Here is a 26,832-nt window from a genome sequence, read left to right as displayed (position 1 = left end):
GAAAAGTGTAACGCAAAGATGGAATTACTATTTTTAGGCACGTCTGCGGGAGTCCCCACGCGCTCACGCAATGTAACGGCAATTTTACTGAATCTGCAACACCCGACTCAGGCGGGGCTGTGGCTTTTTGATTGCGGCGAAGGGACGCAGCATCAGATGCTCACCACGCCTTTCAATCCAGGAAAACTCGATCGTATTTTTATCAGCCATCTGCACGGCGATCACCTGTTTGGTTTACCGGGGCTACTGTGCAGTCGCTCAATGGCCGGCAATGTCCAGCCTCTGACGCTCTACGGGCCAAAAGGGTTGCGAGAGTTTACCGAAACCGCATTGCGTCTGAGCGGCTCCTGGACCGATTATCCGCTGGATATTGTAGAAATTACCGCGGGTGAGATTGTGGATGACGGCCTGCGAAAAGTAACGGCGTACCCGCTGGTGCATCCGCTGGAATGCTACGGTTTTCGCATTCAAGAGCACGACAAACCGGGTGCGCTTGACGCTAGCGCCCTGAAGGCGGCAGGCGTTAAAGCGGGCCCGTGGTTTCAGGATTTGAAAGCCGGAAAAACCATCGTGCTGGAGGATGGTCGAGCGATTAACGGTGCCGATTTTCTTTCCCCGCCCACCAGGGGAAAATCAGTCGCTATTTTCGGTGACACAGGACCCTGCGCATCCGCCATTGAACTGGCACGAGGTGTGGATGTGATGGTACATGAAACCACACTGGACGCCTCAATGGAGGAAAAAGCCAACAGCCGCGGACACAGCTCGACCCGACAAGCCGCAAAGCTGGCGCTGGAGGCCGGAGTGGGACGCCTGATCATGACCCACGTTAGCTCACGTTACGATGAAAAAGGCTGTCAGCGATTACTCGAAGAGTGCAAAGCAATATTTCCAGACACGGAACTGGCTCACGATTTCGCCATTTTCACCGTTTAACGCTCTATTTTTCCGCCTCAGTGCCGATAACAGTGGAAAGGCTGGCTTTCACACTGAGGACAGGATGAACAATTTCCAGAAAGATATTGATGACAGGACAAACCTAACCCTGTCTAACCGTTTTGAACTGCTGCTGTTTCGCCTCGGCAAATCTGTTGAGGAGCAGAAATCAGAGCTGTTTGGCATCAACGTATTCAAACTGCGTGAAATCGTGCCGATGCCGACCTTTACGCGTCCGGCGGGTATGAAGGCCCCGTTACTGGGTATGGTTAATATTCGCGATCAGGTGATCCCGGTGATTGACCTGCCCGCCGTCGCGGGCTGTAAGCCAGAGACCGGACTCAACATCCTGTTGATCACAGAATATGCCCGCAGCGTCCAGGCGTTTGCTGTGGAGTCAGTGGAAAACATTATGCGCCTGGACTGGCAACAGGTGCATACCGCCGAGAAAGCCGTTAATGGTCGCTATATCACCAGTATCGCTTGCCTGGACGACAACAAAGAGACCAACAACCTGGCGTTGGTGCTCGACGTTGAGCAGATCCTGTACGACATCGTACCAGCGAACCACGACCTGCGCGCAACCGATCTGAAAACTAATAAATTCAACATCACGCCGGGTGCGGTGGCGATTGTGGCTGATGATTCCAAAGTGGCCCGCGCCATGTTGGAAAAAGGTCTAAACGCCATGGAGATCCCGCATCTGATGCATGTAACAGGTCAGGATGCGTGGGAAAAAATACAGCAGCTTTCCGCAGAAGCGCTGGCGGAGGGCAAGCCTGTCAGTGAGAAGATCGCTCTGGTTCTCACCGATCTCGAAATGCCGGAGATGGACGGTTTTACGCTTACCCGTAAGATAAAAACCGACGAACGTCTGAAGAAAATCCCGGTCGTTATCCACTCTTCGCTTTCCGGTAGCGCGAACGAAGATCACGTTCGCCGTGTAAAAGCGGATGGCTACGTGGCCAAATTCGAAGTCAATGAGCTTTCTTCAGTGATCCAGGAAGTGATGGATCGCACAGCGAAAGGCATCAGCGGTCCGCTGGTGAGCCGTCAGCTATTAAACTGACCGTATTTCACGCATAAAAAAACCCGCCAAGGCGGGTTTTTTCGTTTCTGCATTTCGTTTACATCAGCGGAGTCGCTAACTGCACAATGCTGATCAGCGGTTGCGGGTAAATACCCAGCACCAGTACCAGCAGAGCAGAAATCAGCACCACGATACCGCCCGCGCTGTACTGCCAGTTAGACGGCGCATCACGGTTCAGCTGCTGCGGTGCGCTCAGGTACAAGCTTACGGCAACGCGCAGGTAGTAGTACAAACCAATCGCAGAACCGACCACCACGGCGGCAACCAGCCACCACAGGTTAGCCTGCACACCGACGGCCAGTACATAGAACTTACCGATAAAGCCCAGCGTCATCGGGATACCTGCAAGAGACAGCATCATCACCGTCATCACTGCCGCGAGGATCGGACGATGCCAGAACAGACCACGGTAGGAGAACAGAGAGTCCGCATCCGGGCCGCGGTACGGGCTGGACATCAGGCTGACCACACCGAACGCGCCGAGGCTGCTGAACAGGTAACCGGCCAGGTAAACGCCAACTGCTTCCATCGACATCTCGCCGCTCTGCAGAGCAATAAGCGCCACCAGCAGGTAGCCGAGGTGAGAGATAGAAGAGTAACCGAGCAGACGTTTAATATTGGTCTGGCTCAGCGCCATCAGGTTACCGAAGATGATGGAAGCAAAGGCAATCACGCCCAGTACGATACGTACCGCTTCGCTATCTCCTACCGGTGCGTACAGGAACAGACGCATCACCACGCCGAAGATAGCGATTTTGCTCGCCGTCGCCAGGAAGGTGGAAACCGGAGCCGGAGCGCCCTGGTATACGTCTGGCGTCCACAGGTGGAACGGAACCAGCGAGAGTTTAAAGCCGAGGCCAACAATCATCAGACCGAAGCCCGCCAGCAGCAGCGGTTCGTGCAGCATGCCGTCGCCGAGGCTCTTACCGAGTGCAACAAACGACAGATTACCAGACTGCGCGTACACCAGCGCCATACCGAACAGCAGGAAGGAAGACGCTGCGGCAGACAGAATGGTGTATTTGATACTGGCTTCCAGCGAACGTTTCTGACGGAAGGCATAGCCAACCAGGCCAAACAGCGGCAGAGAGATCAGCTCAATACCAAGGAACAGCGCCGCCAGATGGTTAGCGTTAGCCAGCAGAATACCGCCAAGTGCGGCAATCAGCACCAACAGGTAGAACTCTTCCCGGTTGTCATCGTAGCCTTCCAGCCACGGGTAAGCGAAGGTACAGGTGGCAAGACTCGCCAGCAGCACCAGCCCGGTGTAGAGCATGGCGAAACCGTCAACCCGCATCAGCGGGGTGACGTCCATGGCGCCCGCCTGGCCAACAAACCAGAGCGAAACCAGCGCGGCGTTAAGCCCAATGACCGACAGCGTGGCATTGAGGAAGTGATTGCGTCGCCACGCAATGGAGAGCATCACAACCACCACCGTCAAGCCGACGATCAGCAGCGGTAGCAGCGCAATCAGGTGTTGTGGAGTTATTGTCATGGCGATTTACGGCCTTGTAGTAGTAACGGAATTAACAAACCACTGCTGGATGTTGCTCATCGCAGAATGCGAGGTATCCAGAATCGGCTGCGGATAGAAGCCAAGCAGTACCAGAAGCACGACCAGCAACAGGATGATAAACAGCTCACGCAGCGACATCCCTGGCAGTTCAACACTGGCAATCTGGCTCTTCGCTTTACCGAAGTAAGCGCGATGCAGCATCGCCAGCGAGTAAACAGAGGCAAACACCAGACCAAAGGTCGAGATCACGGTAATGACCGGAACCACCTGGTAGCTGCCGAACAGAATCATAAATTCGCCAACGAAGTTACCTGTACCCGGCATACCCAGCGTACACACTGCGAAGAACATCGACAGCGCAGGCAACCATTTCATTTTGCCCCACAGGCCGCCCATCATACGCATATCACGCGTGTGCAGACGTTCGTACAGCTGACCACACAGAATGAACAGACCGGCTGCGGACAGACCGTGCGCAATCATCTGGATAACAGCACCCTGGTACGCCAGCTGGCTGCCGGTGTAGATAGCAATCAGTACGAAGCCCATGTGCGATACGGAGGTGTAAGCGATCAGACGTTTGATATCGTACTGATTAAAGGCCATCCACGCGCCGTAGAAGATACCGATAACGCCCAGCCACATTGCGATAGGTGCAAACTCCGCCGACGCGTTCGGGAACAGCGGCAGAGAGAAGCGCAGCAGACCGTAAGCCGCGGTTTTCAGCAAAATCCCCGCCAGGTCAACGGAACCTGCGGTCGGCGCCTGGGAGTGCGCATCCGGCAACCACCCGTGCAGCGGAACCACCGGCATTTTCACCGCGAAGGCGATGAAGAAGCCCAGCATCAGCAGATATTCCACACCGTGGGACATCGGGGTATTCAGCAGCTCTTCATAGTTGAAGGTCCACACACCGGTCGCTTTATAGTGCACAAACACCAGCGCCAGGATGGCAATCAACATCACCAGACCACTCGCCTGGGTATAAATGAAGAACTTGGTCGCCGCCGTGATACGCGTTTTACCGTCAGAGGCTTTATGCCCCCACAACGCGATCAGGAAGTACATCGGCACCAGCATCATTTCCCAGAAGAAGAAGAACAGGAACATGTCGATGGCAAGGAACACGCCGATCACGCCGCCTAAGATCCACATCAGGTTCAGATGGAAGAAGCCCTGGTATTTTTCGATTTCATTCCAGGAGCAAAGTACCGCCAGAACACCGAGCAGACCGGTCAGCACTACCATCAGCAGCGACAGACCGTCGATAGCCAGATGAATAGAGATGCCAAAACGTGGGATCCACGGCAGGACAAATTCAGACTGCCACTGCGGAATGCCAGCGGATTGCGTCAGTGAATAGCCGCCCTGCAACCACAGTTGCAGGCCAAGCACCAGCGTCAATCCCATGGTAATCAGCGCAATCCAGCGCGGCACCTTCACGCCAAAGCGTTCGGTCTGCCAGCACAGGAAGCCACCGATAAAGGGAATTAATATCAACCAGGGTAATAACATAGCTAAGTATGTCCCTTATATTTACTCCTGCTCAGGCTATCTCACTCGTCAGCCCAAATCCCGGCAGTGCTCGCAATCCTCACGTACTTCAGTACGCTCCGGTTGCTCTGCGCTGGCGGTCTCCGGTCTGACTTCGCCGATGACGCCTGTACATCAGGAACAGATTTTCAACGAATTCTAAAAATTATTTTTGGGTTTGTAGGCCGGATAAGCGCAGCGCCATCCGGCAATCGTTCATCCAGCCAACAAACTCAACGCAGTACCATCAACAGTGCCAGCACAACGACGGCGCCGATGCTCATTGATGCAACATACCAGCGCAGATAACCGTTCTCGCTCAACAGCAGGCCTTTACCTGCAAAGCGGGAAAGGATCGCCGGAATGTTCATCATTGAGTTGAGCGGATCGCGTTTCAGCAACCAGGCAACACCCAGGAACGGCTTAACGAACACTTTGTCGTACAGCCAGTCGAAGCCCCAGGCGTTATACCACCAGGTACCCAGCAGGCGGCCCGGCGCACTGTTCGCAATCGACGTCACCAGCGTGCGTTTGCCCAGCCACAGCCATGCTGCGATCAGGATGCCCGCAATCGCTACGATACCGGAGGTAATTTCCAGCGTCATGACGCGACCATGCTCAAGCTCGGTCGTCGCAGGCAGTACACCCTGCAGCGGCGGCACAATCAGCGCGCCAACGAAGGTGGACAGGATCATCAGCACAATCAACGGCAGATGATGGGTAATCCCCTTCCCTGCGTGGGCGTGAATTTGTTCTTTACCGTGGAACACGATGAAAATCATACGGAAGGTGTACAGAGAGGTCATGAATGCACCGACCAGACCTGCAACCATCAGATTAATATGACCATTCGCCATTGCACCGGCCAGAATCTCATCCTTACTGAAGAAGCCAGCGGTAATCAGCGGCAGAGCCGACAGCGCCGCGCCACCGATCAGGAAGCAGAGATACACCAGCGGAATTGACTTACGCAGCCCGCCCATCTTGAAGATGTTCTGTTCGTGGTGGCAAGCCAGGATAACCGAGCCGGATGCCAGGAACAGCAGCGCTTTAAAGAAGGCGTGCGTCATCAGGTGGAAAATCGCCGCATCCCACGCCTGTACGCCAAGAGCCAGGAACATATAACCAATCTGGCTCATGGTGGAGTACGCAAGAACGCGTTTGATGTCGGTCTGTACCAGCGCAGCAAAACCCGCCAGCACCAGAGTGATAGCACCGATAATCCCCACCAGGTGCAGGATTTCAGGCGTCATCAGGAACAGGCCGTGCGTACGTGCTATCAGGTAGACACCAGCGGTAACCATCGTCGCGGCGTGGATCAACGCGGAGACAGGCGTCGGACCGGCCATCGCATCAGCAAGCCAGGTCTGCAACGGCAGCTGTGCAGATTTACCGACCGCACCGCCCAGCAGCATCAGGGTTGCCCACATCAGCATGTTGTTACCGTCTGCAAAGTGCGCAGGCGCCAGTTCCACCATTTCGCGGAAGTTCAGCGTGCCCAGCTCGTTGTAGAGGATGAACAGCGCGAACGCCAGGAATACGTCACCAACGCGGGTTACCACGAAGGCTTTCATTGCCGCAGCGCCATTCTTCGGATCGGTGTAGTAGAAACCAATCAGCAGATAGGAGCACAGACCCACGCCTTCCCAGCCGAGGTACATCAGCAGCAGGTTATCCGCCAGCACCAGAACCACCATGCTGGCGATAAACAGGTTGGTGTAGGCGAAGAAACGAGAATAGCCCTCTTCTCCGCGCATATACCAGGAGGCGAACATGTGGATCAGGAAACCAACGCCGGTCACCACAGAGAGCATGGTCAGCGACAGGCCGTCCAGCACCAGGTTAAAACCGATGTTGAAGTCGCCGACTGACATCCACGTCCACAGCGGCTGGCTGTAAGCCTGCTGGCCATTGGCAAAGAAATCAACGCCAACAAACGCAGTAACCAGCGCAGCCAGACCGATCGACCCGACACCCACGGTAGCGGACAGATTTTCTGACCAACGACCACGAGAAAACGCCAGTAATACAAAGCCAATAAATGGCAGAATAATGGTTAAGGCAAGCATGTTCATCCACGCATCTCACTTACTGAATCGATGTTCAGGTTCTGGCGACGGCGATGAAGTTGCAGCAACAGCGCAAGCCCAATGCTCGCTTCGGCAGCCGCAAGGCTGATGGCGAGAATATACATCACCTGACCATCGGTCTGGCCCCAGTAGCTTCCGGCGACCACAAAGGCCAGCGCGGAGGCGTTAATCATGATTTCCAGTCCGATCAGCATAAACAGCAGATTGCGGCGGATAACCAGACCGGTTAAGCCCAGCACGAATAAGATCGCAGCGAGGATCAGTCCATGTTGTAAGGGGATCATGCGTGCTCCTCCGTTTTTCTTTTCGCGCGGTCATCGGTGCGATTGCTCAGCACTTCACCAGAACGCTCTTCGCGCCCCACGTGGAAGGCCACAACCAGACCCGCCAGCAGCAGCATCGAAGCCAGTTCAACCGCCAGTACATACGGTCCGAACAGGGAAATACCGACTGCTTTCGCGCTAATTGGCGTGCCGTCGATGCCCTGATCGTTAACGCCCAGAATGGCGTAAACAATAACCACCAGCATAATGGCCGACAGAATCGCCGGACCAATCCACACCTGCGGTTTCAGCCACTGACGTTCCTGTTCAATTTCAGAACCACCAAGGTTGAGCATCATCACCACGAACACGAACAGCACCATGATGGCGCCCGCGTAGACGATAATTTCCAGCGCACCGGCGAAGTAAGCGCCTAACGAGAAGAACACCCCAGAAATCGCCAGCAGCGAAATAATCAGGTACAGCAACGCGTGTACCGGATTGGTGTGGGTGATCACCCGCAAGGTTGCGAGAATGGCTATCAGGCCACAGATATAAAAAGCGAACTCCATTGCCCCTCTCCTTACGGTAACAGGCTCTTGACGTCGATAGGCTTAGCTTCGTTCTCTGCTTCGCCCTTATCTTTGCCGTCGATTGCCATACCTGCCATCCGGTAGAAGTTATATTCCGGGTATTTGCCCGGACCGGAGATCAGCAGATCCTCTTTCTCGTAAACCAGGTCCTGGCGCTTGTACTCACCCAGCTCGAAATCTGGAGTCAGCTGAATAGCCGTAGTCGGACAGGCTTCTTCGCACAGGCCGCAGAAAATGCAGCGTGAGAAGTTAATGCGGAAAAACTCCGGATACCAGCGGCCATCTTTGGTCTCTGCTTTTTGCAGAGAAATACAGCCTACCGGACACGCTACCGCACACAGGTTACAGGCAACGCAGCGCTCTTCACCGTCTGGATCACGAGTCAGAACGATACGACCACGAAAACGGGGCGGTAGATAGACCGGCTCTTCCGGATACATCTGCGTTTCGCGTTTCGCGAACGCATGCAGGCCGATCATCCAGATACTGCGTACCTGGGTGCCGAAACCTACGAACAATTCTTTTAAGGTCATGGTCTTTGTGTCCCTTATTGCGCCTGCCAGAGAATGACAGCCGCCGTTACCAGCAAGTTGACGAGCGTCAGCGGCAGACAGACTTTCCAGCCGAAGGACATTACCTGGTCATAACGAGGACGCGGTAACGACGCACGAATCAAAATGAACATCATCATGAAGAACGCGGTTTTCAGCGCGAACCAGACGAATGGCGGTAAGAACGGGCCATGCCAGCCACCGAAGAACAGGGTAACCATCAGTGCAGAAATGGTGACGATGCCGATGTATTCACCCACGAAGAACAGACCGAATTTCATACCGGAATATTCAATGTGGTAACCGTCGGCCAGTTCCTGCTCGGCTTCTGGCTGGTCAAACGGGTGACGGTGGCACACCGCCACGCCCGCGATGGCAAAGGTGACAAAACCAAAGAACTGCGGAATAACGTTCCAGATATCAGCCTGGTTGTTGACGATGTCGGTCATGTTAAATGAACCGGCCTGCGCCACCACGCCCATCAGGGAAAGCCCGAGGAACACTTCGTAGCTCAGCGTCTGCGCAGACGCACGCATCGCACCGAGCAGGGAGTATTTGTTGTTACTGGACCAGCCGGCGAACAGCACCGCGTATACCGCGAGGCCCGCCATCATCAGGAAGAACAGGATCCCGATGTTCAGGTCAGCAACCACCCAGTTCGGACTCACCGGCACGATGGCGAAAGCCAACAGCAGCGAGGTAAAGGCGATCATCGGTGCCAGGGTAAAGATGACGCGATCCGAGAATTTCGGGATCCAGTCTTCTTTAAAGAACATCTTGATCATGTCCGCAACCAGCTGGAGCGAACCGCCCCAGCCAACACGGTTCGGTCCGTAACGGTTCTGGAACAGACCCAGCAGACGACGTTCGCCAAAGCTCATGAATGCCCCGCAGGTGACCACCACCAGCAGGATCACGACCGCTTTGAGAATGCTCAGCAGGATCTCAATCAGATCGGGTGTAATCCAACTCATTGTTGTGCCTCCTGCAGATCCTCAAGACGCGCACCTGCCAGAACCGGCGCGATGCCAGGCATACCCATCGGCAAACCGACCTGCCCTGCCGTTAATCCTTCAGCGATTTCAACCGGCAGCGTAACCGTGTTGCCATCGTAGCTGAAAGAAACGCGCGTACCGGCATTAACACCCAACTTCGCGGCATCAGCCGGGTTGAGTTTGATGTACGGCTGCGGCATACGGGTCTGGAAGACCGGCGCACGCTGGGACATTTCGTCGCTGCCGAACAGATGGTAGTACGGCGCGATACGCCACTGACCATCCCGAGCCTGGAAGCTCGCCGGAACGGTAGTGAAGTAATCCATACCATCTGCAGAAGCTTCGATCAGACGCACGCCCGGATCGCCATGACGCAGTTTACCGCCCACTTCATCCTGGAACTTGTTCCACGCCTGTGGGGAGTTCCAGCCCGGAGCCCAGGCAAACGGAATTTGTGAACGCGGCGCAGACGGTTGGTTGTTCCCTTCCATAGAGAAGGCGAACATTGTGTCTTTGTCCTGCGGCTGGCGCGGTTCGTGTACGCTGATGTTGGCGCGCATTGCGGTACGACCGCTGTAGCGGTGCGGTTCACGAGCCAATTTCTGTCCACGGATACGGAAGCTTGCGTCCGGCGCGGCATCTTTGATACCCGCCAGTTGCGGCAGCTTCTCAACGACCGCGTCGATAACGTGGTCGAGCTGCGTCCAGTCCACTTCGCGGCTCTGCACGGTGCTGTGCAGCGAGTGCAGCCAGCGCCAGCTTTCCAGCATCACGGTGTTACTGTCGTAGTAGGACGGGTCGTAGACCTGGAAGAAACGCTGAGCGCGGCCTTCGTTGTTAATCACCGTACCATCGCTTTCGGCGAAACTTGCGGCGGAAAGCACCAGATGAGCGTTTTCCATAATTGCCGTACGCTGATGGTCAATGACCAGTACCAGCGGCGCTTTCGCCAGCGCTGCGTTCACACGCGTTGCTGAAGCATGGCGATGCAGGTCATTCTCCAGCACCACAACGGCGTCAGCACGACCTGTTTCCAGCTCGGTCAGCGCATCGTCAAGGGAACCACCGCCAATCATACCCAGGCCCATGCTGTTAACAGAGCGAGCAATCATGGTGATGCCGACGTCTGCGCCACGGCCTTTCAGCGCCTTCGCCACGTTGGCAGCCGCCTGAATCACTTCGGCGCTACCGGCGTTGGTGCCGGAAATAATCAGTGGTTTCTTCGCCCCGGCCAGTGCCTGAACGATAACGTCAATTTTGTTTTGCAGGTCACGGTCGATACCGTCAACCGCCGGAGCGTTGTTATCCAGCGCATGAGCGATAGCGAAACCTAAACGCGCCTGATCTTCAACCGGTGCACGATAGGTCCATGCGGCGATGTCATCCAGACGGGTGTTATCGACGTTGGTAACGAACAGCGGGTGCTTAGCACGCTGGCCGATGTTAAGGATTGCTGCGATCTGCCAGTCAGCCACTTTCTGTGCCGCCGCCATTTCACGCGCTTTACCTTTCACCGCCTGACGCACTGCCAGCGCAACGCGTGCGCCGGTCTGGGTGACATCTTCGCCCAGCACCAGAACCGCATCATAAGATTCGATTTCGCGCAGTGCCGGAGTATGAATCCCGCCGTCACGCAGCACGCTCAGTGCCAGTTGCAGACGTTCCTGCTCGCCCTGGGCGATACCGGTATAGAAGTTATCCGCACCCACCAGTTCACGCAGCGCGAAGTTACTTTCAACGCTGGCGCGTGGGGAGCCGATACCAATTACTTTCTTCGACTGACGCAGAATATCTGCCGCGCCCTGCATCGCCTGCTCGGCGTTCAGCGTGATCAGGTCATCGCCACGACGCTGTACCGGCTGACGCGGGCGGTCTTTCAGGTTCACGTAACCATAGCCAAAACGACCACGGTCGCAGAGGAAGTAGTGGTTAACGGTACCGTTATAACGGTTTTCGATACGACGCAGTTCACCGTAGCGTTCGCCCGGGCTGGTGTTACAGCCGATGGAACACTGCTGGCAGATGCTCGGCGCAAACTGCATGTCCCACTTACGGTTATAACGCTCGGAGTGCGTTTTATCAGTGAAGACGCCGGTCGGGCAAATTTCTACCAGGTTACCTGAGAACTCGCTTTCGAGCGTACCGTCTTCCGGGCGGCCAAAGTAGACGTTGTCATGTGCGCCATAGACGCCCAGATCCGCGCCATCGGCGTAATCTTTGTAGTAACGTACGCAGCGATAGCAGGCGATGCAGCGGTTCATTTCGTGAGAGATGAACGGCCCCAGGTCCTGGTTACGGTGAGTACGCTTCGTGAAGCGGTAGCGACGGAAGCTGTGACCGGTCATGACGGTCATATCCTGCAGGTGGCAGTTGCCGCCCTCTTCACAGACCGGACAGTCGTGCGGGTGGTTAGTCATCAACCACTCCACGACGCTTTCGCGGAACTGTTTCGCTTCTTCGTCATCAATAGAAATAAAGGTGCCTTCGGTGGCCGGTGTCATACAAGACATCACCAGGCGACCACGCGTGTCTTCCGCGTTTTGATATTGCTTCACCGCACACTGGCGGCAAGCACCGACGCTTCCCAGCGCCGGGTGCCAGCAAAAGTACGGAATATCAAGGCCGAGAGACAGACAAGCTTCCAGCAGGTTGTCCGCTCCGTTGACCTCATATTCTTTGCCGTCTACATGAATCGTAGCCATAGTCAGCATGCTTCCAGTTGGCTCGGTCGTAACCGAGCGTTAATCGAATTTCTTATCGCGACACAGGGCTAACCCTGTAATCACCAGCGCTCTTTCAGCAGGTTCGGCTGAATACCACCAATCTGATGGGTATTGCTGAAGGACTGCTTGATGCCAGCTTCGAATTCTTCGCGGAAATATTTAATGGCGCTCTGCAGCGGTTCCACTGCACCCGGTGCGTGTGCACAGAAGGTTTTACCCGGGCCGAGGAAACGACACAGTTGCTCAAGTGTCTCGATATCCCCTGGCTGGCCTTCGCCACGCTCCAGCGCGCGCAGAATTTTCACACTCCACGGCAGACCGTCACGGCACGGCGTACACCAGCCGCAGGACTCGCGGGCAAAGAACTCTTCGAGGTTACGCACCAAAGGAACCATGCCAATCTCGTGATCGACAGCCATGGCCAGCGCAGTGCCCAGACGGCTACCTGCTTTACCAATGCTTTCGAATTCCATCGGCAGATCGAGGTGTGCTTCGGTCAGGAAGTCAGTCCCTGCGCCGCCTGGCTGCCAGGCTTTGAACTTCAGTCCATCGCGCATGCCACCCGCGTAATCTTCGAGGATCTCACGCGCGGTAGTACCGAAAGGCAGTTCCCACAGGCCAGGATTCTTCACGCGACCAGAGAAGCCCATCAGCTTGGTGCCCGCATCTTTGCTCTTCGAAATGTTCTGGTACCACTCCACGCCGTTCGCGAGGATAGCCGGTACGTTACACAGGGTTTCGACGTTGTTTACGCAGGTCGGTTTGCCCCATGCGCCAGAGCTTGCCGGGAACGGCGGCTTGGAACGTGGGTTAGCACGGCGACCTTCGAGGGAGTTGATCAGCGCGGTTTCTTCACCGCAGATGTAACGCCCTGCCCCGGTGTGGACAAACAGTTCGAAGTCGAAACCGGTGCCCATGATGTTTTTGCCAAGCAGACCGGCTTCGGTCGCTTCGGCGATCGCGCGACGCAGATGCACGGCTGCTTCGATATATTCACCGCGCAGGAAGATGTAACCACGGTACGCTTTCAGCGCAAACGCGGAAATCAGCATGCCTTCCACCAGCAGGTGCGGCAGCTGTTCCATCAGCAGACGGTCTTTATAGGTGCCCGGCTCCATTTCATCGGCGTTACACAGCAGGTAACGGATGTTCATGGATTCGTCTTTCGGCATCAGGCTCCACTTCAGACCGGTGGAAAAGCCCGCGCCGCCGCGCCCTTTCAGGCCAGCGTCTTTTACCTGATTAACGATTTCGTCCGGTGACAACCCGATCAGGGCCTTACGCGCACCTTCGTAGCCGTTCTTGCTACGGTATTCGTCCAGCCAGACCGGCTGTTTGTCATCACGCAGACGCCAGGTCAGCGGATGGGTTTCGGGAGTACGGATAATGTCTTTCATTTATACCGCTCCAGTAGTTCGGGAATGCCTTCCGGGGTCAGGTGAGCATGAGTATCCTCATCGATCATCATGTTTGGCCCTTTATCGCAGTTCCCCAGGCAACAGGTCGGCAGCAGCGTAAAGCGACCATCAAAGGTCGTCTGCCCCGGCTTGATGTTGAGTTTTTTCTCAAGCGCGGCCTGGATCCCCTGGTAGCCGTTGATATGGCACACCACGCTGTCGCAATAGCGGATCACGTGGCGACCTACCGGCTGGCGGAAGATCTGGCTATAAAACGTAGCAACACCTTCTACGTCGCTTGCGGGAATACCCAGCACATCAGCGATCGCATAGATCGCCCCATCCGGCACCCAGCCACGCTGTTTCTGAACGATTTTCAGCGCTTCAATGGACGCCGCACGCGGGTCTTCGTAGTGGTGCTTCTCGTGCTCAATCGCTTCACGCTCAGCCGCACTCAGCTCAAAAGCCTCGGTTTGTGGTTGTTGATTCTCGTGCATAATTAGCGGTCCACATCTGACATAACAAAATCGATACTACCCAGATGGACGATTAAGTCGGACACCAGGCTGCCACGTACCGCTACCGGGATCTGCTGCAGGTGCGCATAGCTCGGGGTACGGATACGGGTACGGTAACTCATGGTGCTGCCATCGCTGGTCAGGTAGTAACTGTTGATACCCTTGGTCGCTTCCACCATCTGGAAGGACTCGTTTGCCGGCATAACCGGACCCCACGAAACCTGCAGGAAGTGGGTGATAAGGGTTTCGATATGTTGCAGCGTGCGCTCTTTCGGCGGCGGCGTCGTCAGCGGGTGATCCGCTTTGAACGGGCCTTCCGGCATGTTATTGAGGCACTGCTCAAGGATGCGCAGACTCTGGCGCAGCTCTTCAACTTTCAGCATCACGCGGGTATAGCAGTCAGAAACGCCGCCGCCAACCGGGACTTCAAAGTCAAAGTTTTCGTAGCCAGAGTACGGACGCGCTTTACGCACGTCGAAATCAATACCGGTCGCGCGCAGCGCAGCACCGGTACAACCCCAGTCCAGCGCTTCTTTCTTACCGTAAGCGGCAACGCCCTGCGAACGGCCTTTCAGGATGGTGTTACGCAGTGCGGCTTTCTCGTAAGAATCCAGACGTTTTGGCATCCAGTCGAGGAAGTCACGCAGCAGCTTGTCCCAACCGCGCGGCAGATCGTGTGCCACACCGCCGATACGGAACCAGGCCGGGTGCATACGGAAACCGGTGATCGCTTCCACCACGTCATAGATTTTCTGACGGTCGGTAAAGGCGAAGAAGACCGGGGTCATCGCGCCGACGTCCTGAATGAACGTGGAGATGTACAGCAGGTGGCTGTTGATACGGAACAGTTCGGACAACATCACGCGAATCACGTTGACGCGATCCGGCGTGGTGATACCAGCCAGCTTCTCAACGGCCAGTACGTAAGGCATTTCGTTTACGCAGCCGCCGAGGTACTCAATACGGTCGGTGTACGGAATGTAGCTGTGCCAGGACTGACGTTCACCCATCTTTTCAGCGCCACGGTGGTGGTAGCCGATGTCAGGTACGCAGTCGACGATTTCTTCGCCATCAAGCTGCAGCACAATACGGAAAGCACCGTGAGAAGACGGGTGGTTAGGACCGAGGTTGAGGAACATGAAGTCCTCGTTTTCGGTACTACGCTTCATACCCCAATCTTCAGGTTTGAAGGTCAGCGCTTCCATTTCCAGATCCTGTTTGGCTTTAGTCAGCTCAAACGGATCAAATTCGGTCGCACGCGCCGGGTAGTCTTTACGCAGCGGATGACCTTCCCAGGTATGCGGCATCAGCAGACGCGTCAGGTGCGGGTGACCTTCGATATCGATGCCAAACATTTCCCAGGTTTCACGCTCGTACCAGTTGGCGTTCGGGAACAGTTTGGTGAAAGTCGGTACGCGCAGATCGTTTTCAGACAAAGCCACCTTGAGCATGATATCGCGATTGCGTTCAATGGAAATCAGGTGATAGAAAACGGAAAAATCCGCGGCAGGTAACCCTTCGCGGTGCGTACGCAGACGTTCGTCCATGCCGTGTAAGTCAAACAGCATGACGTAAGGTTTCGGCAGTCTCTTTAAGAAATCGCCAACTTCCAGTAATTGTTCACGCTTGACCCAAACAACGGGTACCCCGGTGCGAGTCGCCTGAACGGTAAAGGCATCCGGCCCAAAACGGTTGCGCAGTTCGCCAATGACCGGGTCATCAAGGTGATCCCGTGTTTGCCATACGGCGTCTTGCGCGGTTAAGTCGGTCATATTGTTCACCATTGCAAATGGTCCGTGGTGGTCGGCAGTGCTTCGCGCTATTTATGTAGTGATAAGCGAAGGAAGTGCTGCTGCCGACAGGCGCAAATTAAATCTCGTCTGGTGTACGAAGATTCGTTACAGCAATACGTTCGCCGCGTTTACGCTCGCGTTCTGACTGCATATTGGCGCGATAAACGCCCTGATCGCCAACCACCCAAGAGAGCGGACGGCGTTCTTTGCCAATGGAATCTTGCAGCAGCATCAGAGCCTGCATATACGCTTCTGGGCGCGGCGGACATCCCGGGATGTACACATCGACCGGAATAAATTTATCAACGCCCTGCACCACAGAATAGATGTCGTACATACCGCCGGAGTTGGCGCATGCGCCCATGGAAATAACCCATTTCGGTTCCAGCATCTGATCGTAGAGGCGCTGAATAACTGGTGCCATTTTGGTAAAGCAGGTTCCGGCTACGACCATCAGGTCAGCCTGACGCGGCGATGCACGCAGTACTTCCGCACCAAAACGGGCCACATCGTGCACGGCGGTAAACGAGGTCACCATCTCAACGTAGCAGCAGGAAAGGCCAAAGTTATATGGCCAAATTGAGTTTTTACGGCCCCAGTTAACCATGTCATGCAGTTTGCCCATGAACACGTTTTTGTTAACTTCTTGTTCCAGGGGGTCGGTTACGATCTCCTGTTTTTGCAGGGGGTAACGGTCGTTCTCACCGTTAGGATCTATGCGGGTGAGCGTATAATCCATCTTAATGCCTCGCGGTTAGCGTTGACGATTAGCGATACTGTTCGTTTCCGGGTTCATACGCTCGCGGCGTGAACGCGCGGGCGTCCAGTCCAGCGCGCCAATACGCACCAGATAAACCAGACCTGCCAGTAACACAAAAATAAAAATTGCAGCTTCCACAAAGCCAATCCAACCGCTTTCACGGATAGAAGTTGACCATGCGAACAGATACAGCGCTTCAACGTCGAAGATAACGAAGAACATGGCTACCAGATAAAACTTGGCAGACAGGCGCAGGCGGGCGGTGCCGACCGAGTCGATACCTGATTCAAACGGCACGTTTTTAGATCTCGCGCGTGCGCGACCCCCTAAAAACCAGCCGCCGACGAGCATCAGGCAGCACAGGCCAATGGCAACGATAAGAAAGATAGCGAATGCCCAGTGATGAGCGATGATTTCAGTGGATGTTGACATACTCATTGCTTACTCATCAAAAGTAGCGCCAAATTCTCTGCTCTTTTCGGCAGATGAACGCCACATCGATTCATGGGGAGGAATAAAAAAAACCTTACAATCACTGTGAAAAATCATTTTATACAGCTAATTGATGGGGTTTTTTACTCCTTTCTATAACCTTTTGTCAACTTTAACAAAAGTTTCCTCACATTATTTTACACTGTTCCAACTTCATTAACATAAAGTGCTCTTTAGACCCATTTCGATTGCATCATCGGTCATTTTTAATGTTGTTGAATCGTGTCCGTAGTGAAGTAAAAAAGATAATACACGTCTATTTTGACAGGAATTCACCCAGATGCCTCCCCCTAAATGGGAGTATTTTCTTGATCTGTGACACGCTTTTGTTAATTCACCATAAAAAACAGCAACAATTTCTCTAGTTTTTTAACATGGAAACATTTAGCAACTCAGCTGATTATTTTTCATCCTATTGTCAGTCTGTTTTTTTACCTGCTGATTTTGTTAAGTTTTAGTATATGAATGAACAGAAAGCAGTAATATTTGCATAAAAAAAGAGCCGCTGGATGTTTTTTCATCATCAGTGGCTCTTTTTTACACTTACATTTTAAAACGTTTTTTTGTGACGCTTTACTCAAAGTCGCCTTCAACAATCAGCGAGTCATCTCCCCCTTCAGGAGTAAACTGATTGTATTGCCAAGGATTTTGATATGTTTGCATCGACTTAAAGATAACCTGAGCTAATTCATTTTGCGTGGCCGGATCGCTGCACAGCAGATACTCGGTATCAGGCAGAGGTGGCAATCCGTCTGCCGCACCCAGTACGCGTAAATCCGGGCTCATCATTTCGACAGGACGGGCAGTAACGCCCAGCCCTGCTTTTACCGCCGCGCGGACCGCAGGCAATGTTGAAGCGACATAAGCCAAACGCCACGGGATCTGTGCTGCATTCAACGTCGCCAGCACGATATCGCGAAACGGGCTGGGATCGTCCAGCAGAACTAACGGCACCGGTTCCCCTTTTTGCAGGATATATTCGGCTGCGCAATACCAGTGCGTCGGTGAAGTCCGCAAATTCAGGCACTCAAAATCGCCAGGTCGGTTAGTGGTGACCACTAAATCCACTTCTTGCGACTTAAGCATCTCCACCATGTAGGCGTTGCGTTTCACTCTGACATCCAGTGCAAGTTTCGGATAAACCGAACTTATACGGTTAAGCAGAAAAGGGAGTATGGTATCGGCGGATTCATCAGAAGCACCGATAGTTAACACCCCCTGAAGATTGTTAAACATCAATGATGAGCATGCCTCATCATTAAATCGCAGTATTTTCCTGGCGTAACCCAACAGCTGGATACCATGTTCGGTCAGCAGTTTGTTGCGTCCATGGCGCGCGAACAACTCTTTCCCCACAAGTTGTTCAAGACGCTGCATTTGCTGACTTACCGCAGACTGAGTTCGACATACCGCAGCTGCCGCAGCCGCAAAGGTATTCAGGTCGGCAACAGCAACAAAGGTTCTCAGCAGATCGAGGTCGAGGTTAATTATCGGACGATTTGCATTTATCATAGTTTTTCACTTACTCGCGGGTCATACCGGGTTAATGCTGTGCATTCAGAATCAAACAACTCCATTTGTAATGTGCCTCCCTTCAGTTTCGCTTAGTGTAACCAAGTGAAAATAAGGATGTATTTGGTTTAACAAACGAAACAATTCTCTTTCTGAGCTATTTTAATACCCGTGATATTCATCGGAATATAGCAACGAGAAAGAGCCGTATTTTTAGCTGCTGGATGATTCTGACTAATGGGAAACATGTAAATTTTGTAAATTTAAAAAATAGTTAACGAACAATAATTTACACATTAAAAACTAACTTTTCAGGATGTTAGGAACAACCAACAAACATTTGAATTATCGTAAAATTCGTACTACACACCATTTCATAGGAGTTATCTTAACCTAAAACCACTATATTTATAAGTGTTATCGCGAATAATTCCGGGCAAATTGGTGTTATGTCAGTGCAACGGTTTTCGTATTATTGGCCAACTCAATTTGATGTCGTTTAAATAATAAATAATAATTAATTAAGAATTCCTCAATTCATTAATTATGCTTAACAATGGATTCACACCGCATCACGCAGGGATCAGACCGATAACAGATTTCGCAGGCCAAACCTCAGTATTTTCGAATTACGCCATTCAGCTGAGATCTCAGCTACTTTGTCTTTACAGTCCTAACTTTTTTTGACCAGACAAATCACCACACCCACACTAACAAAGCAAAATATAAACCACAAAAAACACAATAATCCAGATTATTGCTCTACAAATATCACATTATTTAGTTATTAACAGTGAATTATAATCCTCCTGCTTTCCAAAATCTTCTACTAAAGACCCTTCAAAACTCACCGTCGTGGGAGTACATTGTGCTGGGCTGACTTCCACGGCAGGGAGTGGCATTCACAGCTAAAAAGGTCAACGTTCATGTCCCCCATTGAAAAATCCAGCAAATTAGAAAACGTCTGTTATGACATTCGCGGCCCGGTTCTGAAGGAAGCAAAGCGCCTGGAAGAAGAAGGCAACAAAGTTCTGAAACTGAACATCGGCAACCCTGCGCCTTTCGGGTTTGAAGCGCCAGATGAAATTTTGGTGGATGTGATCCGCAATTTGCCAACTGCGCAAGGATATTGCGATTCCAAAGGCCTTTATTCAGCCCGCAAAGCAATCATGCAGCATTACCAGGCCCGTGGGATGCGCGACGTAACCGTGGAAGATATCTATATCGGTAACGGCGTATCTGAATTGATTGTGCAGGCCATGCAGGCATTGCTAAACAGTGGGGACGAAATGCTGGTTCCTGCACCTGATTATCCACTGTGGACGGCGGCGGTTTCGCTCTCTGGTGGTAATGCCGTGCACTACCTGTGTGACGAATCGTCAGACTGGTTCCCGGACCTGGATGATATCCGCGCCAAAATTACGCCGCGTACCCGTGGGATCGTCATCATCAACCCAAACAACCCAACCGGCGCGGTGTATTCTAAAGAGCTGCTGATGGAGATTGTTGAGATTGCCCGCCAAAACAATCTCATCATCTTTGCGGACGAGATTTACGACAAAATTCTTTACGATGACGCCGAGCACCACTCGATTGCGGCAATGGCCCCTGACCTGCTGACTATCACCTTTAACGGCCTGTCAAAAACCTATCGTGTTGCCGGTTTCCGCCAGGGCTGGATGGTACTGAACGGACCGAAGAAACATGCCAAAGGGTATATCGAAGGCCTTGAGATGCTGGCTTCTATGCGCCTGTGTGCCAACGTTCCGGCACAACATGCCATTCAGACCGCACTGGGTGGATATCAGAGCATCAGCGAATTCATCATGCCAGGCGGGCGTCTGTATGAGCAACGTAACCGCGCCTGGGAACTGCTTAATGACATCCCCGGCGTCTCTTGCGTAAAACCGCGCGGTGCGCTGTATATGTTCCCGAAAATTGATGCTAAACGCTTCAATATTCATGACGACCAGAAGATGGTACTCGACTTCCTGTTGCAGGAAAAAGTACTGCTGGTCCAGGGGACGGCATTCAACTGGCCGTGGCCGGATCATTTCCGCATCGTCACGCTACCGCGTATTGACGATATCGAAATGTCGCTGAGTAAATTTGAGCGTTTCCTGTCAGGGTATCGCCAGCTGTAACCACGCAAAGTGCTGCCGGGTTTGCATCCGGTAGCACTCTCTGCGCAAAATACCGTTACTGAAGTCACTGAGTAAGGGTCGTTATGAAGCAGAGCCACTTTTTTGCCCACCTCTCCCGTCTGAAACTCATTAACCGCTGGCCGCTGATGCGCAACGTGCGCACCGAAAACGTGTCCGAACACAGTCTGCAGGTTGCCATGGTTGCCCATGCGCTGGCCGCAATTAAAAACCGTAAATTTGGTGGTCAGGTTAATGCTGAGCGTATTGCCCTGCTGGCGATGTATCACGATGCGTCAGAGGTGTTAACCGGCGATCTCCCTACCCCAGTGAAATATTTCAACTCGCAGATTGCCCAAGAATATAAAGCGATAGAGAAAATTGCCCAACAAAAACTGGTCGATATGGTTCCCGATGAGCTGCGCGATATTTTTGCGCCGCTCATTGATGAACATGCCTTAAGTGAAGAAGAGAGGTCGATTGTTAAACAGGCCGATGCCCTGTGCGCGTATCTGAAGTGCCTGGAAGAACTCTCCGCCGGTAACAACGAATTTCTGCTGGCGAAAACACGTCTGGAAAAAACGCTGGAGTCACGACGCAGCGAAGAGATGGACTACTTTATGGACGTGTTCGTCCCAAGTTTTCACCTTTCATTAGATGAAATCAGTCAGGATTCTCCATTGTAAGTTTGCGACGACGTTACCTTTGTAGGCCGGATAAGGCGTTAGCCGCCATCCGGCACATAAAAATCAAAACGGAAACAGCATCGGGATCATCACCACGCACACCACCATTACAATGATGGTAAACGGCACGCCAATTTTAACGAAATCGCTAAAGCTGTAGTTACCCGGCCCGAGTACCAGTGTGTTTACCGGTGAAGAAACTGGCGTCATAAAGGCTGCGGAAGCCGCCATCGCAATCACCATCGCAAAAGGATACGGCGAAACGCCCATCGACTTTGCTGCCGCCAGCGCAATCGGCGCCATCAGTACCGCCGTCGCAGTGTTAGAGATAAATAACCCAATGGTCGCGCACAGCACGAACAGGCAGCCCAGCATCATATACGGGCCGTACCCTCCACCAACGTCCATTAGCCCTTTAACCACCAGATCAACACCGCCCGTTTTCTGTAATGCCAGCGCAAAGGGCATCATTCCGACAATCAAAATAATACTTGGCCAGTGAATGGCTTTATAGGCGCTTTCGGCATCGATGCAGCGGAATTTTCCCATCAGCAAACAGGCGATAATCGCGGCAACCGTATTAGGGATTTCATCGGTAAGCATTAACGCGACCATCAGCACCAGACAGAAAATCGCATGCGGCGCCTGGCTGTGCGCCGGAGAAGCTTCACTGACTTCCACGGGCATATTCAGCACCACGAAATCGCGCCCTTTTTGCCCCAACAAAGTGATGAGTTTCCAGTTGCCCACCACCAGAATGATATCGCCCATCAGCAGTGGTTCATCCACCACCGCTCCGGCCAGTGCCGTACCATCACGCTTCAGTCCGACGACATTCAGGCCATAACGCGTACGAAAAGCGATTTCCCGTACCGTTTTGCCGATCAATTCCGATTCAGGGATTAATGAAATCTCGGCCATACCCACGTCAAGCGCCTGCTCGGAGAAGTATTCACCGCGCAGCACCATCGGCTCCAACAGTTGCTCGCTGCAAAATTCACGCAGGTCGACGTCGGCCGCTGACATATCAATCAGCAACACGTCACGGGCACGGAACTCAGAAACACCGTTAACATCGACAATCACGCGGCGAAAACGCCGCCAGCGTTCAACACCAATCACGTTTGCCCCGTAGCGCTCACGCAATTTCAGGTCATCCAGACGTTGGCCAATCATGGGAGAACCGGGGCGAATCGCCAGGCGACGGGCACGCCCTGTCAGGCGATATTCTTTGATCAAATCGCGAAAGGTCCGGCGCTTCCAGCCGTCTCCCGGCTGCCCGGAGTCTTCACCTTTCAGCATAAAACGCATCACCAGCATATAAATTATGCCGAGTACCAACACCACCAGTCCCAGTGGGGTTACGCTAAAAAAGCTAAAACCGTTAAGTCCTTCACGTAACAATTCACTGTTGACGACCAGGTTCGGCGGCGTTGCCACCAGCGTCATCATGCCGCTTATCAATCCGGCAAAGCTCAACGGCATCATCAGCCGTGAGGGGGAGATTTGCATGCGCATGGAAACGCTTAAGACAACCGGAATAAAGATGGCGACCACACCGGTCGAACTCATGAAGGCACCGAGTCCGGCTACGGTTATCATCAGCAACACCAGCATTTTGACTTCACTGCTGCCGGCGACCTTCACCAGCCAGGCACCCATTACCGTCGCCACGCCGGTACGCACCAGGCCGTCGCCGATAATGAATAAAGCCGCTATCAAAATAACGTTAGGATCGCTGAACCCGGAAAAAGCCTCTGTGATGCTCAATGTTCCGCTCAGAACAAAGGCAATAATGACCAGCAAAGCGACCGCGTCCATACGCACTCTGCCAGTTGCAAACAAGACGACGGCAATCGCCAGCAATGAGAGAACCCATATCAATTCACCGTTCACAACATATCCTTGTTAAATGAGAGGGATGGACTGATTCTGCCATAAAAAAGCCCCAACAATCTGGGGCTAAATCATGATCAGGTATTTCTTATAACGACCACATTTCCGTTGGGTTGTTTGGTCACAGAAATATGTTCCAGACTGGTCAGCGAAAAATCAACTTCGTCCAGACGCGGCGTATCCGCTGGCGCGTTAACCGCGATGACATGACACCCAGCAGCCAGTCCTGAGAGCACCCCGGCGGGGGCATCTTCCACGACTGCACATTCCTGCGGTGCCAGGCCCAGAAGCTGAGCGCCTAACAGATACGCGTCTGGCTCTGGTTTCCCTCTTTTTACCCGCTCGGCGGTGACAAACACTTCAGGAGCAGGAAGCCCGGCAACACGATGGCGCGCCCGTGCGACCGGCATAGAGCCGGAGGTCACAATCGCCCATGGAATACCCGCTTTATTGAGATGGTTGAGTAAATCAACCGCCCCCGGCAGCGCGGTGATCCCGGCGGTTTCCGTCGCTTCGATCTGTTCCAGACGGGTAAATTCCGCGGCGATCTCTGCCTCAGACTTGCCCACCATAAAGTGTCGCAGGGAGGTAATGGCCTGCTTACCATGAATAAAGCCGAGTACCTCGGCGTGATCGAGGCCGAAGCGATCGGCCCAGTTGCACCACGCACGCTCTACTGCGGGTAAGGAATCGACCAGCGTTCCATCCAGATCAAACAGAAAACCTTTGCACTGCACGCTCGCCCCCTCAGGCATTAATGATTTGGTTAATTTCATTCGCGCTCAGGTGATACTGACGCGGGCAAGAGTGCCAAACATTCAGCATACGCTGATATTTTTCCCACATTGGGGTCTGGGCGTTGAAGCCATGCGTACCCGCATCAAAGTGAGTGTAACGACCTTCCACATTGACCATAAAACGAACGTACCCGAGGAAACGGGCTTCCGTTGCGGCGTCAAAACCGAGGAAGGTCACGCGACGCTCATCAATAGCCTGCGCATCCTTAAGATTAGTCCAGGACACATGTAATGCGTGATACATCTCCATAATATCGATAATCGTACGACAGGTTTCTTCCGTCAGTTCACCAAACTCACGATCCAGCTCACGCATCTGCAAGCCGTAACCGCGTTCAATAATCGTCTGCAAACGACGATAACGCTCGGCGTTAGTTGGATCGAGCATAGTCATCATTTTGTACTGATTCGACAAAATCAGACGTTGAGCGTTGGTCATTTCCATTTGGGACTCCTGTATCACTACTACTGCGATGAAAAAAAAGAAGGCATCTTGTGCCTTCTTTTATATGCGTAATCAGGGGTCAATTACAAATCATCAAGGAAAGTTTTATCCAGTTGTTTGAAGGCGCGCTTAAGCGTGTCAGCCAGCGCCTGGTAATCCGGCTTTCCTTCTACCGGAGAGAGCGCCTGCCCAGCTTCTTGCAATTTACCCCGGACTTCATAGAACCAATTGAGAATTGAAGGCGGCAGCGGCGTTACAGAACGTTTTCCCAGCCACCACATCCCCTGCATCGGCAGGCTAAGCGCAAACAGCGCAGTCGCCACGGCCGGGCCCAACTGCCCCCCTAACGCAATTTGCCAACATAAGGTGAAGACGGCGATAGGCGGCATAAAACGAATCGCGTAACGCGTCATGCGGATCACGCGGTTCTCAACAAACACGGGCGCAAGGCGCTTTTCCATTGGCCACGTCTTTGCATAGTGCTGCCCCCGGCGAAACAAGCTAAAAAAATTGACGGAGCGATTATCCGGTGTCGACATGGCGGTTACCTCAACTTCACATATAAAAATTAAAAAATTTGTGCAAAACAACAACTACAAGGGACATCGTTCAAAACATTTTGTCTTTGATACCCACATTCAGGTATCCTGTGCCGGCCTGTAAGGCCTGTAGTCCAAAATCATTGAGTCGTCAAATTGGCATACATTATGCCATTGCCTGAAAAATACGCAAAATGACATAGACTCAAAGGTATTTATTCCATCGTGCCCAAAAAGACTATGGCGCATGATGTTAATCATAAACGTCGGTGTCATCATGCGCTACGCTCTATGACTCCCTGACGTTTTTTTAGCCACGTATCATAAATAGGTACTTCCATGTCGAGTAAGTTAGTACTGGTTCTGAACTGCGGTAGCTCCTCACTGAAATTTGCCATCATCGATGCAGTAAACGGTGAAGAATACCTCTCTGGTTTAGCCGAATGTTTCCATCTCCCAGAAGCACGTATCAAGTGGAAAATGGACGGCGGTAAACAAGAAGCGGCTTTAGGTGCAGGCGCCGCTCACAGTGAAGCGCTGAACTTTATCGTTAACACTATTCTGGCACAAAAACCAGAATTGTCTGCGCAATTGACCGCTATTGGTCACCGTATCGTACACGGCGGCGAGAAGTACACCAGCTCCGTGGTTATCGATGATTCCGTTATTCAGGGCATCAAAGATTCTGCCTCTTTCGCACCACTGCATAACCCGGCTCACCTGATCGGTATCGCAGAAGCGCTGAAATCCTTCCCTAATCTGAAAGACAAAAACGTGGCTGTATTCGACACCGCGTTCCATCAGACTATGCCGGAAGAGTCTTACCTCTATGCTCTGCCGTACAGCCTGTACAAAGAACACGGCGTTCGTCGTTACGGCGCGCACGGTACCAGCCACTTCTTCGTCACTCAGGAAGCGGCAAAAGTGCTGAACAAACCGGTTGAAGAGCTGAACATCATCACTTGCCACCTGGGCAATGGCGGTTCTGTATCTGCTATCCGTAACGGTAAATGTGTTGATACCTCCATGGGTCTGACCCCGCTGGAAGGTCTGGTGATGGGTACGCGTTCCGGTGACATCGACCCGGCGATCATCTTCCACCTGCACGATACCCTGGGCATGAGCGTTGACCAGATCAACAAAATGCTGACCAAAGAGTCCGGCCTGCTGGGTCTGACCGAAGTCACCAGCGACTGCCGTTATGTTGAAGATAACTACGCTACTAAAGAAGACGCTAAACGTGCAATGGACGTTTACTGCCACCGTCTGGCGAAATACATCGGTTCTTACACTGCGCTGATGGATGGTCGTCTGGATGCAGTTGTCTTCACCGGTGGTATCGGTGAAAACGCAGCGATGGTTCGTGAACTGTCTCTGGGCAAACTGGGCGTTCTGGGCTTTGAAGTTGACCACGAACGTAACCTGGCCGCACGTTTCGGCAAATCTGGTTTCATCAACAAAGAAGGTACCCGTCCTGCGCTGGTTATCCCAACCAACGAAGAACTGGTTATCGCGCAAGACGCGAGCCGCCTGACTGCCTGATTTCACACCGCCAGCCTAGCTGGC

The 26,832-nt window shown here is 53.0% G+C and carries 23 protein-coding genes; 5 read left to right on the top strand and 18 right to left on the bottom strand.

Translation table 11 applies throughout. The features are described from left to right. The first annotated feature begins 18 nt into the window (after positions 1-18). Both rbn and OGY09_RS15995 read left to right on the top strand, forming a co-directional pair. On the top strand, positions 19-936 hold the full coding sequence (rbn, locus tag OGY09_RS16000) for a ribonuclease BN (protein WP_032944077.1): 918 nt from the start codon (positions 19-21) through the stop codon (positions 934-936). A 64-nt stretch (positions 937-1,000) separates the two neighbouring features. Beyond that, positions 1,001-2,005, top strand: coding sequence for a chemotaxis protein (locus tag OGY09_RS15995; RefSeq protein WP_032944079.1), 1,005 nt, complete (start codon positions 1,001-1,003; stop codon positions 2,003-2,005). A gap of 58 nt (positions 2,006-2,063) precedes the next feature. Here OGY09_RS15995 and nuoN read toward each other — a convergent pair whose 3' ends face one another. The 14 genes from nuoN to lrhA all read right to left on the bottom strand — a co-directional run bounded on the left by nuoN (position 2,064) and on the right by lrhA (position 18,762). Continuing rightward, entirely contained in the window at positions 2,064-3,521 is a 1,458-nt protein-coding gene (nuoN, locus tag OGY09_RS15990; protein ID WP_003027689.1) for an NADH-quinone oxidoreductase subunit NuoN, read from the bottom strand. Between the two features lie 6 nt (positions 3,522-3,527). Beyond that, on the bottom strand, positions 3,528-5,057 hold the full coding sequence (nuoM, locus tag OGY09_RS15985) for an NADH-quinone oxidoreductase subunit M (RefSeq protein WP_032944081.1): 1,530 nt from the start codon (positions 5,055-5,057) through the stop codon (positions 3,528-3,530). 251 nt (positions 5,058-5,308) lie between these two features. Further along, positions 5,309-7,150 carry an NADH-quinone oxidoreductase subunit L gene (gene nuoL, locus OGY09_RS15980; protein ID WP_003834744.1) on the bottom strand — a complete coding sequence of 614 codons (1,842 nt, stop codon included), beginning with the start codon at positions 7,148-7,150 and terminating at the stop codon, positions 5,309-5,311. Further along, positions 7,147-7,449, bottom strand: coding sequence for an NADH-quinone oxidoreductase subunit NuoK (nuoK, locus tag OGY09_RS15975; RefSeq protein WP_000612644.1), 303 nt, complete (start codon positions 7,447-7,449; stop codon positions 7,147-7,149). The genes nuoL and nuoK overlap by 4 nt, the downstream gene beginning before the upstream one ends. Beyond that, positions 7,446-8,000, bottom strand: a complete 555-nt coding sequence (nuoJ, locus tag OGY09_RS15970) for an NADH-quinone oxidoreductase subunit J (RefSeq protein WP_003028059.1) — start codon at positions 7,998-8,000, stop codon at positions 7,446-7,448. The genes nuoK and nuoJ overlap by 4 nt, the downstream gene beginning before the upstream one ends. 11 nt (positions 8,001-8,011) lie before the next feature. Next, positions 8,012-8,554: an NADH-quinone oxidoreductase subunit NuoI gene (nuoI, locus tag OGY09_RS15965; protein ID WP_003028062.1), complete on the bottom strand. Its 543-nt coding sequence runs from the start codon at positions 8,552-8,554 to the stop codon at positions 8,012-8,014. Between the two features lie 14 nt (positions 8,555-8,568). Further along, on the bottom strand, positions 8,569-9,546 hold the full coding sequence (nuoH, locus tag OGY09_RS15960; protein WP_003028063.1) for an NADH-quinone oxidoreductase subunit NuoH: 978 nt from the start codon (positions 9,544-9,546) through the stop codon (positions 8,569-8,571). Next, positions 9,543-12,269, bottom strand: coding sequence for an NADH-quinone oxidoreductase subunit NuoG (nuoG, locus tag OGY09_RS15955; RefSeq protein ID WP_032944487.1), 2,727 nt, complete (start codon positions 12,267-12,269; stop codon positions 9,543-9,545). Before nuoG ends, nuoH begins: the two co-directional genes overlap by 4 nt. 80 nt (positions 12,270-12,349) lie before the next feature. After that, positions 12,350-13,687, bottom strand: coding sequence for an NADH-quinone oxidoreductase subunit NuoF (gene nuoF, locus OGY09_RS15950; protein WP_032944083.1), 1,338 nt, complete (start codon positions 13,685-13,687; stop codon positions 12,350-12,352). Continuing rightward, entirely contained in the window at positions 13,684-14,184 is a 501-nt protein-coding gene (nuoE, locus tag OGY09_RS15945; protein WP_003028069.1) for an NADH-quinone oxidoreductase subunit NuoE, read from the bottom strand. The genes nuoF and nuoE overlap by 4 nt, the downstream gene beginning before the upstream one ends. Before the next feature lie 2 nt (positions 14,185-14,186). Beyond that, positions 14,187-15,989: an NADH-quinone oxidoreductase subunit C/D gene (nuoC, locus tag OGY09_RS15940; RefSeq protein ID WP_003834757.1), complete on the bottom strand. Its 1,803-nt coding sequence runs from the start codon at positions 15,987-15,989 to the stop codon at positions 14,187-14,189. 85 nt (positions 15,990-16,074) lie between these two features. After that, on the bottom strand, positions 16,075-16,737 hold the full coding sequence (nuoB, locus tag OGY09_RS15935; protein ID WP_003028075.1) for an NADH-quinone oxidoreductase subunit NuoB: 663 nt from the start codon (positions 16,735-16,737) through the stop codon (positions 16,075-16,077). 15 nt (positions 16,738-16,752) lie between these two features. Further along, positions 16,753-17,196 carry an NADH-quinone oxidoreductase subunit NuoA gene (nuoA, locus tag OGY09_RS15930; RefSeq protein WP_003028077.1) on the bottom strand — a complete coding sequence of 148 codons (444 nt, stop codon included), beginning with the start codon at positions 17,194-17,196 and terminating at the stop codon, positions 16,753-16,755. 627 nt (positions 17,197-17,823) lie between these two features. Continuing rightward, complete coding sequence (gene lrhA, locus OGY09_RS15925) at positions 17,824-18,762, bottom strand: transcriptional regulator LrhA (protein WP_003834760.1); 939 nt, start codon at positions 18,760-18,762, stop codon at positions 17,824-17,826. 926 nt (positions 18,763-19,688) lie between these two features. Between lrhA and alaA the strand changes: the two genes are divergently transcribed. After that, on the top strand, positions 19,689-20,906 hold the full coding sequence (gene alaA / locus OGY09_RS15920) for an alanine transaminase AlaA (protein WP_003028082.1): 1,218 nt from the start codon (positions 19,689-19,691) through the stop codon (positions 20,904-20,906). A gap of 83 nt (positions 20,907-20,989) precedes the next feature. Next, entirely contained in the window at positions 20,990-21,589 is a 600-nt protein-coding gene (gene yfbR / locus OGY09_RS15915; RefSeq protein ID WP_003028083.1) for a 5'-deoxynucleotidase, read from the top strand. Between the two features lie 63 nt (positions 21,590-21,652). Here the strand turns inward: yfbR and OGY09_RS15910 are convergent, their stop codons facing one another. The 4 genes from OGY09_RS15910 to yfbV all read right to left on the bottom strand — a co-directional run bounded on the left by OGY09_RS15910 (position 21,653) and on the right by yfbV (position 25,266). Beyond that, complete coding sequence (locus OGY09_RS15910) at positions 21,653-23,485, bottom strand: SLC13 family permease (protein WP_032944084.1); 1,833 nt, start codon at positions 23,483-23,485, stop codon at positions 21,653-21,655. Positions 23,486-23,562: 77 nt separating this feature from the next. After that, entirely contained in the window at positions 23,563-24,240 is a 678-nt protein-coding gene (locus OGY09_RS15905; protein WP_008785348.1) for a sugar phosphatase, read from the bottom strand. Further along, positions 24,233-24,727, bottom strand: a complete 495-nt coding sequence (locus OGY09_RS15900; RefSeq protein ID WP_003028086.1) for a YfbU family protein — start codon at positions 24,725-24,727, stop codon at positions 24,233-24,235. Before OGY09_RS15900 ends, OGY09_RS15905 begins: the two co-directional genes overlap by 8 nt. Positions 24,728-24,810: 83 nt before the next feature. After that, complete coding sequence (gene yfbV / locus OGY09_RS15895) at positions 24,811-25,266, bottom strand: terminus macrodomain insulation protein YfbV (RefSeq protein ID WP_003028087.1); 456 nt, start codon at positions 25,264-25,266, stop codon at positions 24,811-24,813. Positions 25,267-25,605: 339 nt separating this feature from the next. On the opposite strand from yfbV, the gene ackA reads away from it, so the two are divergent. Then, positions 25,606-26,808, top strand: coding sequence for an acetate kinase (gene ackA, locus OGY09_RS15890; RefSeq protein WP_003834770.1), 1,203 nt, complete (start codon positions 25,606-25,608; stop codon positions 26,806-26,808). The last annotated feature ends 24 nt before the right edge of the window (positions 26,809-26,832 follow it).

The sequence above is a fragment of the Citrobacter sp. Cpo071 genome (assembly GCF_030332765.1).
Classification (GTDB): domain Bacteria; phylum Pseudomonadota; class Gammaproteobacteria; order Enterobacterales; family Enterobacteriaceae; genus Citrobacter; species Citrobacter portucalensis.
This window is presented reverse-complemented; position numbering and strand designations above follow the sequence as displayed.